The sequence below is a fragment of the Shewanella sp. 10N.286.52.C2 genome, assembly GCF_002874545.1.
Taxonomy (GTDB): Bacteria; Pseudomonadota; Gammaproteobacteria; order Enterobacterales; family Shewanellaceae; genus Shewanella.
Genome location: NZ_MCTV01000024.1, coordinates 53,805 through 66,870, shown reverse-complemented (window position 1 = coordinate 66,870; position 13,066 = coordinate 53,805). Strand labels below are relative to the sequence as shown.

The window sequence follows — 13,066 nt, the reverse complement described above, 5'->3', positions numbered from 1 at the left end:
CTTACCTTAATGAGGTGGCTTTTGTATGTGATTCACACAAAAGCCACAATTCGTTTTATTGCGATAACGTTAATACAAACGACACGGGTACCGCTAAGCTTATACTGCCAAGGCCAGCGATTTCGCGCAACTTATTCACCCCGTCAGTTAAACCAAAATCTGCCGCTTGCACAATGACAGGAGACATACTGGTCACTACCATTTTTGTGTCTGATAATTTAGCGATCAACACATCAAATGATTGTTTCTTGGTTTTACCATGTAACTCAATTGTGCCATCAATTTGGGTCACTAACGTTGAGCCAACACTCAAATCAGCCACGAGTTGTGGATTAACCATCGAACTTAACTGTAGTTGCGGATATTTAGCCACTTCAAATAACATGGCCTGCATGCGTTCATCACGTATTTCAATACCGGTATCAACACTGACCAAATCAATCGTTAAGTTAAAGGCCCCTGCTGAGGTCAAATTACCACTGACTTGTTTAAAATCATGTACTTCAGCAACATCGGCTTGTTTAATTGAAATGAAGCTCACTTTTGAATGCGCTTGTTTCACTTGCCAATCTGCGGCCAACACTGAGGTGCTGAGTAATACTAATGGTAATACTGCGATCCATTTTTTCATCATTAATCCTTTTTGTGAATAAAAACAGTTAAATTATAGATTAAATTTTCTTAACTGGCTGGAACGCTATTATTATCACCATGATTCCGGTAAGGGTGAAACCTTGCTCTATACAACGACTCAAGAAATTTTTACAAGCGACTCAACCATTTATCTAATGCTTGCCCAAAAGCGTGTTTATCGGCTTGTGAAAAACTATTGGGCCCTGCAGTATGCACGCCGCTGCTTCTTAGCTCTTCCATAAAATCTCTCATGGTCAAACGTTGTTTTATGTTATCAACGGTATAGATATCACCGCGGGGATTAAACACCACGGCGCCTTTTTCAATGGCATCTGCCGCTAACGGAATATCACCGGTAATAACTAAATCACCACTATTTAATTGCTTAACAATGTAATTATCAGCTTCATCAAAACCTGAGCTGACTCTGACCACAGAAATATTAGCCGATGCTGGCACGCGGATCAGTTGATTGGCCACTAATATCAATGGCACTTTTTTGCGGTCGGCGGCGCGAAATAGCATTTCTTTAACCGGATTAGGACAGGCGTCGGCATCAACCCAAATTGTTTTACTCATTCATTTTCTCGTCAATTTTTATCAGTACACATCAAACTTGCACGCAATTTAAGCCGTTTATCAAGGCGCAAGTCTATCGATAAGCCAATCGCTATCTTGTTTTTGATAAATAAAACGGTCATGCAAGCGGCGCTCGCCACCTTGCCAAAACTCAATACTGTCAGCTTTTACGCGGTAACCGCCCCAAAACTTTGGCAACGGCACTTCACCTTTGGCAAATTTATTCTTCATCTCATTAAATTTACCTTCAAGGGCTTGTCTTGCGCTAATTTTACTGGACTGTTTTGACACCCATGCAGCTATTTGACTGTCTTTAGGGCGGCTCATAAAGTACTTAGTCACTTCAAGCATGGATAACGGCTCTGCCACGCCAGTGACGGCGACTTGGCGCTCTAATGGATGCCATGGGAACAACAAACTGATTTTGGCATTGTGAGCCAATTGAGTGGCTTTACGGCTTTCTAGATTGGTGAAGAAAACAAAGCCATCATCATCAAACTTTTTTAATAGCACAATTCGTTGGAAAGGTTGCCCATGCTCATCAACAGTGGCTACGCACATAGCGGTTGGATCGGTTAATTGCGCGTCTTTGGCTTGCTCAATCCAAGTTTCAAATAACGTCATTGGATTAGCAGGGAGATCATTGCGCCTTAAACCACCTTGAGTATATTCACGGCGGATATCTGTTAAATCATTCATATCTTTGCTAAACCTCGTTAGATGCAACTGTCTTTGTATATGTTGCCATTATACTCACGAACACTGATATATGATCATGACAATATTGACAAATATTATCAGCATTGAAAAACAATTCATTTCCGATAAAAAAAACCAACGATGAACGTTGGTTTTATAAAGGAGCATTTTAAGTGTTTAGTCGTTAATTTAAGACTAATTTGCGACTATTTTTTTACTAAACCTTTGCCTGCAGCCCAAACGTGGAGCATTTCCAGCCCTAAGGTTGCCCCAGCTAAAGCGGTAATATCAGCAGAATCATAGGCTGGTGCTACTTCAACTACGTCCATACCAACTATGTTCATGCCACGTAAGCCGCGGATGATCTTCATCGCTTTATCACTGGTTAAGCCACCACAAACTGGCGTACCAGTACCTGGCGCGTAAGCAGGATCTAAACAATCAATATCAAAGGTCACATAAAGCGGCATATCGCCCACTCTCGCTTTAATTTGTTCGACAATTTGTTCAGCAGTTAAATCATTGGCCTGTGCAGCATCAATCACTTTAAATAGATGATCGGCGGCATTAAATTCAGTACGAATACCAATCTGAATTGAATTTTCAGGCGCAATTAAACCTTCATTAGGCGCATGATAAAACATAGTGCCATGGTCGTATTTACTGCCTTGGCTATATGTATCGGTATGTGCATCAAAATGCAGCAAAGCCATTTTGCCGTACTTTTTATGATGAGCACGCAGCAGTGGTAAAGTCACAAAGTGATCGCCACCTAAACTGAGTAGTGCTTTATCTGCATCAAGAATACGGGTGGCAAACGCTTCTAAACGGCTGGTGAAATCTTCTTGATCGCCACAATCAAACACTAAGTCGCCAGCATCAACAATATTGATGGTTTCGCTTAAGCTGAAATCCCATGGCCAACGAGTTTCTTCCCACGCAAGGTTGACTGATGCACGGCGAATGGCTTCAGGGCCCATGCGGCCACCAGAGCGACCCGTGGTGGCCATATCGAAAGGCAAACCAATAACCACCACATCGGCATCGGTTTCAGTGGGTTTAAAATCTAATGGCTGACGTAAGTAGCCAAATGCATTTGAATACAAAGAGTAATCTGCTTTTTCAGCAAAAGTGCTCATAAAAATCTCCGTAATGGCTTAAGCCAATAACTACAAATATTCTGGGATCAACACTTCATGACAAAGCTGCTGATAATGACTGAAATCAATGGTATAGCCTTGCTCAGTAGCTAATGAGCAACTTCCTAAACATAGATGTTCAGGGAACCCCTGAGTATTTCTCGGGGAGTTAAAGCCAATCACATCCCAGCTACCAGGGTTGAGAATGCCCAATAACTTGCCATAAACATCAACAGGATAATCTGCAAGATTGAGATTCGTTTCAAAGCTCACATAGGAGCTTTTTTCTTGCGGGGTGATATGAATGGTGAAATAGGACTCATCTTTGATGCCATTGATGGAATAACCAAAAGGCTCAAATAAAAAGTCATCAATAATAAAATCAGGAAATAGCACCGACAATTCAAGCAAGTCACGAATACCCTGTGCAGACTGATCTACGCCACGTAAATAATTCGCTGCAGCGCCATTAATGTGATACATCAATAGTTCATTAGTGACGTCAGTTGTTGGCGCAATAAATGGCTTTTTAGTACTGAACAAATAATGATGATGCGAGTCTAAGTGACCAATGCGATAGGCATTTCCGGTTACTGTTTGACGAATTTTAGTCAAATCTTCTTTAAATGAACTTGATTGTAAATGCGACAAATACTCGTTTTTACGCTGGTAACTGGCAAAAGCAATTGCTTGCTCCCCAACGTGGTCGATAAATGACATAACCGCATCAGCAAGGGTTGTCGTGCCGCACGTTAGCATCACAAAGCGATCATCCCAAACAAATAAGCTCGACTCGCTAAGCAAGTAGGCGTCGCAATAATCATTACTCACTGAAGATAAAATTTCAGCATTGGCACAAGCAACGATACCAGCCCAAAAAGGCTGGCCCAAATGCCGTAATCTAACATTGGAGTCAGCAATGATGACTTCAATTTTCTTTTCTGAACCTTCAAAAAACATAAATTAAACCTAAAACAGCGGCGCGCATTATCCGCGCCGCAAAAACACTTTTACGAGAAATCTTCTAAATAGGTATAACCTTTTAGACCTAACTGTAACTCTTCCAAAATTGATGCTCTTTCATCTTCAGCAATATGCTGATTCACAAGCTCTTCATAGGTACGCATAAATGCAACTGCATCAAGATTGACATAACGCAGCACATCAGCAACGGTATCGCCAGCCAACACAGACTCAATATTAGGTAAGCCATTGTCTTCTACACGCACAACCGCAGAATTGGTATCACCAAATAAGTTATGCATATCACCTAAAATTTCTTGATAAGCACCGACCATGAAAAAGCCAATCAAATATGGACTTTCAGCTGACCATGCAGGCACAGGTAACGTCGTTTCAATGCCTTGGCCATCAACATATTGATCAACAATACCGTCTGAATCACAGGTAATATCAAGCATGACCGCGCGTCTTTCAGGTGGCTTATCTAAACCGCTTAACGGCAATATTGGGAACACCTGATCAATCCCCCAAGCATCTGGAATTGATTGAAATAATGAAAAGTTAACAAAGAACTTATCTGCTAATTTTTCATTCAACTCATCAATAATAGGGCGATGGAAACGGTTATTATTACTTAATAAGCTTTTAAGTGCATGACAAACACGTAAATTGGTTTGCTCAGCCCAAGCGCGCTGCATTAAGGTCAATTGACCCATTGAGAATAATGAATGCGCTTCAGCAATATCACTTTGCGTATCATGATAAATTTCGATAATGGCGCGGCTATCTGGGCGCTCACTCATATCCGTCCATGACATCCACATGTTGTGCAGTAACTGCGGCGCACTCTCTTCAGGTGGATGGATCTCTTCAGGATAGTATGACTCGGTGCCAATCACATCAGTAATTAACACGGCATGATGCGCGGTTAAATGGCGACCTGATTCTGAAATAATTCGTGGCATAGGTTGGTCGTACTCATTACAAATATCGGTTAACACATTAACGATATTGTTAGCGTACTCAGCTAAGCCGTAATTCATCGAGTTATTACTTTGGCTTCGGGTACCATCATAATCTACGGCTAAACCACCACCGACATCGAAAGTATCAATCAAGGCGCCCATTTCACGTAATTCACAATAAAAACGTGCGGCTTCACTCACACCTTGGCGAATATCGCGAATATTGGCAATTTGCGAACCTAAGTGGAAATGGATAAGTTGCAATGATTCCATCTTATCGACGCGCTTTAACTCATTGAGCACTTTTAGTACTTGAGCTGCAGATAAACCAAATTTGGATTTTTCGCCGCCACTGGCTTGCCACTTGCCTTTACCTTGGAAAGCTAAACGGGTACGTAAACCTAAACGTGGTGTCACCCCAAGTTTTGCTGACTCTTCGAGAATTAGCTTAAGCTCTGAATACTTCTCAATGACGATATAAACTTTATGACCTAGCTTTTCACCAATTAAGGCTAAGCGAACATACTCTTTATCTTTATAGCCGTTACAAACAATAACTGAGCTGGCTTTTTGCGCCATCGCCAGTACCGCCATTAATTCAGGTTTACTACCTGCTTCAAGGCCAAGTTGTGGCACTTCTTTAGACTTTTGACTGGCAAGAATTTCTTCAACTACGGTTTGCTGTTGATTCACTTTGATCGGATAAACTAATAAATAGTCATTCTGATACTCGTATTTTTGTATAGCGGCATTAAACGCATCACATAAGTTTTCAACTCGGCGATGCAAAATTTGCGGAAAACGAACTAATACAGGTAACGACACCCCAGCTTTAACCATATCTTTGGCGAGTTCATTTAAGCCAATGGTACAGTTTTGTTTGGATGGATCTGGAGTAACAGTCACTTCGCCATCATCTGCAATACCAAAATACTGCTGGCTCCAATGAGTCACGTTATAGCTTGCACGTGCATTTTCGATAGACCAATCTTTCATATTTTTTATTCCGTCTATATCAAGCAAATTATGCAGTGGTTACTTGCGCACTTTTGACTGCATTTTCTACAAAAGCTGGCAATGCAAAACTTGCCATATGAAGAGCAGGCGTATAATAACGAGTATTAATGTTTGCCGTCTCGAACCGTTGGGTTAATGTTGCTAAATCTTGCTGTCTGGCACACACATTATCGGTAGCCCACGCAAATGCCATGGTGCCACCAATATAAGTCGGTACTGCTGCAGTGTAAAACCAGCAGTCTTTTACATAAGGGCTCATTCTACGAACCGTATCTTGTATTTCTTCAGGCTGTAAAAAAGCCACACCGTTTTGGGCCACAAAAATCCCCTGCTCAGTTAAGCAGCGTTTACAATTTTCATAAAATGGTGAACTAAACAGTACTTCACCAGGCCCCACCGGATCAGTGCAATCAGAGATAATCACATCAAACTTGTCTTGGCATTGGGCAATAAAATGCATGCCATCATCAATGACCAAGTTTACTCTTGGGTCTTCAAACGCACCTTGAGAATGCTGCGGGAAATAGGTTTTACACATCTCAACCACATTAGCATCGATCTCAACCATAGTAACCTGCTCAATCGCGCTATGTTTAAGCACTTGCCTTAGCATACCGCCATCGCCGCCACCAATAATGAGTACTCGTTTGGCTTTACCATGGGCAATAATAGGTACATGAGTCATCATTTCATGATAAACAAATTCATCTTTTTCAGTGGTTTGAATCGCACCATTTAACGCCATAACACGGCCAAATGTTTTATTTTCAAAAATACTTAAATGCCACTGCTGTGTTTTTTGTTCAAACAAAACCTGCTCAACCTCAAAATACTGACCATAGCCAGCGTGCAATGTTTCGTAATAAATATCTGATTTGTTTATCATGTTATAAAAGTCCAACGTGGTTATTTTTGTAATAACACCACGTAGAAATAAGTGAGCAAAAAGAGTCATACAAAGCGACCAAAACGATGTGGTCATGAACGACTCAGTTAATAGCAAACAATCAAGCCTCAATACCTGCTGTGCGCTAGCCATAAACATAGCAAACAGTCTCACGGTTATGACACAACAGAAACTTGAAAAGTGCAAATAAAAAAGCGGCGCAATTAAACCCTGCTAACCGGTTAAATGCAAGCAAGAAAAATCCATTTTAATATAAAAATATCTTAATATTTAGCCACTGCAAATTGATGATGTTTTTTTTGTTAAATAACAAAAACTTACTAACCAATAGCAATAGCATGTTATCTGACAGTATAGATGATCGTCATCACCTAAAATTAACTTCAATGAGTTTGTTTAGAAACCCAAGTTACAAGCAAGCTGATTGCGTATATAATCAAACTGTTTTTTCATAACCTAAGTTAACCAGAGTCGCGAATGATACAGATCGGAAAGAAATACTCCCTAGAGGTCGTTAAACAAGTTAATTTTGGCGTTTACCTAAATGCTGAAGAACTTGGGCAAGTGCTGTTACCCAATAAATTTGCCCCTAAAGGCTGTCAAGTCGGCGATATGGTAGATGTTTTTCTTTATCTCGATTCTGAAGATATTGTTATTGCGACCACCCAAACACCTTATGCACAAGTGGGTGAATTTGCTTATTTAGAGGCCATTGCTACTGGTCCTTTTGGCGCATTTTTAGATTGGGGCTTAGATAAAGATTTATTACTGCCTTTTGGTGAGCAGCATCGACACATTGAAGAAGGTAAGTCATACCTAGTTTATGTTCATGCCAATAGAGCCGATGAACGCATTATGGCATCAGCAAAAGTCGATAAGTTTTTAGACAAGACACCTGCTGAATATCAAGTGGGTGAAGAAGTTGACTTAATCATTGGTGGCACCACTGATTTAGGTTTCAAAGCCATTATTAATAATGCCCATTGGGGCGTGCTTTATCAAAATGAAGTATTCCAACGCCTAAGCTTTGGTCAATCAATCAAAGGCTATATCAAGCTAGTTCGTGAAGATGGCAAAGTGGATTTAATTTTACAAAAAGACAGCCAACAAAGCTTTGATAAAAATGCTGAAACCATTATTAATAAACTGCACCGCGCAGGTGGTTTTTTACCATTAAATGACAAAACTGATTCAGCGATTATTTACGAGCAACTCGCCATGAGCAAAAAAGCCTTCAAACGCAGCATTGGCGGTTTATTCAAAGCGAAACAAATTAGCATTGAAGCTGACGGCATTAGATTACTTAAATAGCAGCCTAAATAGCCAAATTATTTGATAAAAAGCATGGTTCTGTTATAACAAACCATGCTTTTTTATTTGGAGTAATTTATGGAACTTAGCAATCTGGAAGCCCGCATTATTGGCTGTTTATTAGAAAAAGAAATTACTACCCCTGAGCAATACCCGCTTTCAATCAATTCAATCACCCTTGCCTGTAACCAAAAAAGTAGTCGTGAACCCGTCATGGCATTAAGCGAGACTGAAGTACAAACCATTATTGATGATTTAGCCAAGAAGCGACTTATCAGTGAGCAGTCAGGTTTTGGCAGTCGAGTGGTAAAATACAAGCATCGTTTTTGTAATACCGAGTTCAGTGACTTACAGCTTAGTAGTGATCAACTTGCAGTGATAATTGTGATGCTGCTACGTGGGCCACAAACGCCCGGTGAGCTCAAAACCCGCTGTAATCGACTACATACTTTTGAAACGCCTCAGCAAGTCGAATCCACATTACAAGCGCTAGCCAGCCGTGAAGAGCCGCTAATCGTCCAATTGCCCCGCGAAGCTGGCCGTCGTGATAATCGTTACGCACAATTATTTTCTGATAAGCAATACCTTGAACAAGGCACAACATCATTCGATGCCAGTGTTGCAAGCACGCCATCATCAGCAGCAGATAAACAAGCCTTAGCCGCTAGAGTGGAGCTACTTGAAACCCAAGTCAGTGAGTTAACTCAGCGCCTTCAAGAACTCGAGCAATTATTAAACTAACACTGTTAATAAATAAGCATCTACACTCAAGCCACTTTTTATACTGCGTGCTCAGCAAACAACACTGTTGAGCACAGCTTGCCGGTAATTTAACAAAAATTAATCTGATAAATAGTAGCGATAAAGTATGATGACTAAAATATTATTGTATTTGCAAGGATTGATACTAAATGGATTCAACTCAAAGACCTTCAGCAATACGCCAATTATGGCTCATTGCCTCCTATGAGGTCAGTAAACGTTTTACCAATACCAAAGGCATTGCAGCATTAATCGCCTTTTCCTTGATCTGGGCGATTATCCTTTTATACCCAGTTAATAGTGCCTCTAGCTACCTACTCGAACCCGCAACCAAAGACTTGGTCCAAGGTCTATACGGCCCTGGCACCTTAGATCAATTATTTAATTGGTCTGTGGCTGAATTTGCAGTGTTTTGGTGTATTGCTTTATATCTGTTTCCTTTTTTCAGTATTTTCATTACTGCAGATCAATTTAGTTCTGATAAACAAAGAGGATCATTCCGATTTTTAAGCCTCAGAGTCAGTAGAGACAGTATTTTCTTTGGCCGTTTTTTAGGGCAAATGCTTATTCAATCAAGCCTATTACTACTGACCATTATCGCCACTCTTGTGATGGTAATAAGTCGTGATGCCAGTTTACTTGGCGATGCAGTAATTAGCGGCTTTGCGGTATTCTTGAGTATCACTATCGTCCTTTTACCCTATACCGCAGTGATGGCAGTGTTATCTTGGTACGCCAACTCTGCCAGAATGGCCAGCATTTATGCGGTAATCCTTTGGGCACTCAGCGGTATCGTCATAGCCATTATTAATAGTCAGCTACCTGCAGTTTCGTTCATTAGCTGGGTATTGCCGGGTTCACAGTTATCTTTAATGATTAATACTCAGGGTCTTGGCTCGCTTATTTACGCCCCGATCCCAATCATTCAAGCCATAGTTATCCTTGCACTTGGCCGAATTTACATGCAAAGGAGTGCACTATGAAGTTAATTACCTGTACTAATATTTCTAAGCAATATGGCAATAAAGTGGCGCTATCTAATATCAATCTGTCACTTGATGCTGGTGCGCCTATCGCGCTTGTAGGCCCTAATGGCGCCGGCAAAACTACCCTTTTTAGCTTACTTTGTGGTTTTATTCATCCCAGTAATGGTGAAATAAGCATTTTTGGGGAAAAGCCAGGCAGTGCTAAATTACAAAATATTGTCTCAGCTTTACCACAAGACGCCGCGTTAGACCCCAACTTTAGTATAGTGTCGCAACTTACTTTTTTTGGTAAATTACAAGGTATGTCAGGTAAGAAAGCTAAGCAAGAAGCACTTAGAGTGCTTGAATTAGTTGACTTAACTAGCTCAGCGCAAATGTTACCTAAAAGCCTCAGTCATGGAATGAGTAAACGAGTTTCGATCGCTCAAGCGCTGATAGGTTCGCCTAAACTGGTGTTACTTGATGAACCCACTGCAGGGCTTGATCCTGTTAACGCAAAAAAAATCCGTCAAATAGTAAAAGACTTATCAGTAGAAACGACTTTTGTTATTAGCTCCCATAATTTAGAAGAGCTTGAAAAACTGTGCGATCAAGTTGTCTATTTAGAGAACGGTCAGCTACAACAATCGGTGTCAATGAAAGCTGATGCTGAAACCGCCTTTTTAACCTTGACGATGCAGCAAGCAGACATTAGTGCACTAAGTGATAAGGTGCGTTTACTGCCTAATATCCTCAATGTGAAAATTAACAACGATGAGCAAATAATTATTGAGCACCGTATAGATGTAAGCTTTAGCTTAGAGTTGTCATTACTAACATTATTTACCGAGCAAGGATGGCAATATAAAGCAATGATGAAAGGACGAAGCTTAGAAGAAACACTGTTTTCAAATTAAGCAGCATTAAGTTGATTAAATCTAACAAACCCAGCAATTATTGCTGGGTTTTAATTTTTAAAAGCAATTAACAAAAACGTGACCCCCGTCACACCTAGCACCCTCAATAATTTCAAATCGCTCTTAATCTGCACTTGCTCCCAAAATAAAAATGTCGATTTTTTAACTGTAAAAACAACATTGAACGATGACTTTATCTGCTTAGTAAACCTGATAGAAGCGTATACATTTTGCAATTAGCTAAATCAAATCAACATAAGAAAACATACAGCTGAAACTGGCTGACTAGGACAAATCAGCAAATTGTAGATTTCCATAGGTGGCTATAACGCCCAAAATCCAAGGTTCAAATAACGAAAATAGAGTGAGAAACAGACTGGGAAAACACTAAGAAATCGGCAGTAACGAAATAGCAATCACAGTAAATAAATAGTAAAAGTATTTCAGATGCAGATAAAAGCGAGGCAAAAAATGGAGTGGATTGATGCTTCTAAGCTGATGGAATGCAACTAAAGAGAGAGTCACCAAATCAACATCTAAACTAGCAGAGCATACTGCAACAACAAGGGTTAAAACAACTTATCAACCTAAGTTATTGAAATAAAGGTATTTAAACAAAGGATAGTTAAAAAAAGCAAAAAAAAACTGTAGTCAAAGACTACAGCTTTATTAATTATACTAGCCGAAGCTAGAAATAATTAAACTACAGTAACGTTCTCAGCTTGAGGACCTTTTTGTCCTTGAGTAACAGTGAACTGTACTTTTTGACCTTCGTCAAGAGTTTTGAAACCGTCTGAGTTGATAGCACGGAAGTGAACGAATACGTCTGGACCAGACTCTTGCTCGATAAATCCGAAACCTTTATCAGAGTTGAACCACTTAACAACACCAGTAACTTGAGACATGATATAAATCCTGTATATATAAATTAAAGCCTTAACGGCAGTAGAGCTGAAAATGCCGGTTTTACTTATGTTCACAGGACGAAACTGGTCGTATTGAAACACATAAACTAAGCCCAACCTTCAAGCCCGATAGATTATGAACCTTTTTGCGGGTATGTCAACTAAATCGCTATATAATTTGATATAGATGCTACAACAACAATATTCAGTGCTCGGACTAACAAAATTCACAACTAAATATCAGATTCAAATAGTAAAATACCAGTTCTATATGACAAATCAATTACGGATGTGAATTTCGATACTAAAGTCTAACTCGCAGCTAAGCCCTTGATTTGAAATTTCAGCCTTTTGCTCAGCTGTTAATTTCCATGCATAGGGAGTCATATTCAAAAAGTTTTCAATATCAACGACTTTAGATAACTCAAGCCGATACTGTAATCGCTCCTGATGTAAGCAGCTAAAGCCCTCAATCTGCGCTTTGGCTTCATCATGAGGTTTGGGCTCACTGTAAATAATTTTTTTCATTGCAAAATGGTGCATTGGCCCAGGTGCTACGGTAATTAAAATAGCCCCTTTTTTAAGTACCCGTTGCAACTCTTCTACTTTTGACGGTGCATAAATACGAATAGCCAAATCAAACGCTGACGCTGAAAACGGCATCTCATAAGCGCTAGCAACACAAAAGTCCATTTGTGGATAACGTTTAGAGGCGTAACGTATCGCAGACTTTGAGATATCTAACCCTTGTAAGTGACATGTTTGTTCAACATTGGCTTTTGGGGCGGTATCAAGCGAATTATTGCTTGCATTTAAGGCGCTATTTTCATTTAAAGCGCTATGAAGCCTGTTACTGTAATACCCCTCACCACAACCGATATCAAGCACGCATTGTGCATTAGCAGCATACTTAACCGCGAGCTGATTCACTTTCTCACTGAGCTTTTCATAATAGCCTTGGTTCAGAAATTCTCGGCGCGCTAGCATCATTTCTTTATTATCACCGGGGTCTTTGGAGTTTTTCTTCTGCACTGGAAGCAGGTTCACATAGCCCTCTTTAGCGCAATCAAATTGATGACGATTTTGACAATGCCATGATTTTTGGTGCAGTGATAACTCTGTTTGGCAGATTGGACAAATATATTGCATGACATAACTCTATAGAAATGAAAAAGGTGATTAAGTTGAATTCTAGCTTGTGATTTAAGTTATATTTAGAGATTAGTTAAGACTACAACTAATATAAATAGCACCGAAAACTCAAAAATAGTCTCGGTTACTTATAATGCAGTTACTTACAATGC

At 40.0% G+C, this 13,066-nt stretch carries 13 protein-coding genes; 4 read left to right on the top strand and 9 right to left on the bottom strand.

What is annotated here, in order from left to right:
- Positions 1-55 precede the first annotated feature (55 nt).
- From BCU94_RS09365 to speE, 7 genes are all read right to left on the bottom strand, one after another.
- Entirely contained in the window at positions 56-631 is a 576-nt protein-coding gene (locus BCU94_RS09365) for a YceI family protein (protein WP_076537515.1), read from the bottom strand.
- Positions 632-762: 131 nt separating this feature from the next.
- Positions 763-1,212 carry a YaiI/YqxD family protein gene (locus tag BCU94_RS09360; RefSeq protein WP_102438255.1) on the bottom strand — a complete coding sequence of 150 codons (450 nt, stop codon included), beginning with the start codon at positions 1,210-1,212 and terminating at the stop codon, positions 763-765.
- 60 nt (positions 1,213-1,272) lie between these two features.
- A complete protein-coding gene (gene pdxH, locus BCU94_RS09355) occupies positions 1,273-1,911 on the bottom strand; it encodes a pyridoxamine 5'-phosphate oxidase (RefSeq protein ID WP_102438257.1) in 639 nt (212 codons plus the stop codon).
- Positions 1,912-2,117: 206 nt separating this feature from the next.
- Positions 2,118-3,050 carry an agmatinase gene (speB, locus tag BCU94_RS09350; RefSeq protein ID WP_102476227.1) on the bottom strand — a complete coding sequence of 311 codons (933 nt, stop codon included), beginning with the start codon at positions 3,048-3,050 and terminating at the stop codon, positions 2,118-2,120.
- A gap of 30 nt (positions 3,051-3,080) precedes the next feature.
- Positions 3,081-4,010, bottom strand: a complete 930-nt coding sequence (locus BCU94_RS09345; RefSeq protein WP_102438261.1) for an adenosylmethionine decarboxylase — start codon at positions 4,008-4,010, stop codon at positions 3,081-3,083.
- A 50-nt stretch (positions 4,011-4,060) separates the two neighbouring features.
- Positions 4,061-5,974: a biosynthetic arginine decarboxylase gene (gene speA, locus BCU94_RS09340; protein WP_102438263.1), complete on the bottom strand. Its 1,914-nt coding sequence runs from the start codon at positions 5,972-5,974 to the stop codon at positions 4,061-4,063.
- A 28-nt stretch (positions 5,975-6,002) separates the two neighbouring features.
- Entirely contained in the window at positions 6,003-6,881 is an 879-nt protein-coding gene (speE, locus tag BCU94_RS09335; RefSeq protein WP_198589280.1) for a polyamine aminopropyltransferase, read from the bottom strand.
- Between the two features lie 498 nt (positions 6,882-7,379).
- Here speE and BCU94_RS09330 point away from each other — a divergent pair, with 498 nt between their 5' ends.
- The 4 genes from BCU94_RS09330 (at position 7,380) to BCU94_RS09315 (ending at position 10,857) form a co-directional block, all read left to right on the top strand.
- Positions 7,380-8,213 (top strand): S1-like domain-containing RNA-binding protein, encoded by an 834-nt coding sequence (locus BCU94_RS09330; protein ID WP_102438265.1) that lies wholly within the window; start codon positions 7,380-7,382, stop codon positions 8,211-8,213.
- Between the two features lie 78 nt (positions 8,214-8,291).
- Positions 8,292-8,954, top strand: a complete 663-nt coding sequence (locus BCU94_RS09325) for a DUF480 domain-containing protein (protein WP_102438266.1) — start codon at positions 8,292-8,294, stop codon at positions 8,952-8,954.
- Between the two features lie 170 nt (positions 8,955-9,124).
- On the top strand, positions 9,125-9,958 hold the full coding sequence (locus tag BCU94_RS09320; protein WP_102476226.1) for an ABC transporter permease subunit: 834 nt from the start codon (positions 9,125-9,127) through the stop codon (positions 9,956-9,958).
- Positions 9,955-10,857 (top strand): ABC transporter ATP-binding protein, encoded by a 903-nt coding sequence (locus BCU94_RS09315; RefSeq protein ID WP_102438269.1) that lies wholly within the window; start codon positions 9,955-9,957, stop codon positions 10,855-10,857. The genes BCU94_RS09320 and BCU94_RS09315 overlap by 4 nt, the downstream gene beginning before the upstream one ends.
- Positions 10,858-11,555: 698 nt before the next feature.
- On the opposite strand, the gene BCU94_RS09310 is transcribed toward BCU94_RS09315, so the two are convergent.
- Together BCU94_RS09310 and rlmA are read right to left on the bottom strand one after the other, a co-directional pair.
- A complete protein-coding gene (locus tag BCU94_RS09310; protein WP_012155714.1) occupies positions 11,556-11,762 on the bottom strand; it encodes a cold-shock protein in 207 nt (68 codons plus the stop codon).
- 279 nt (positions 11,763-12,041) lie between these two features.
- Positions 12,042-12,911, bottom strand: coding sequence for a 23S rRNA (guanine(745)-N(1))-methyltransferase (rlmA, locus tag BCU94_RS09305; RefSeq protein ID WP_102476225.1), 870 nt, complete (start codon positions 12,909-12,911; stop codon positions 12,042-12,044).
- Positions 12,912-13,066 lie beyond the last annotated feature (155 nt).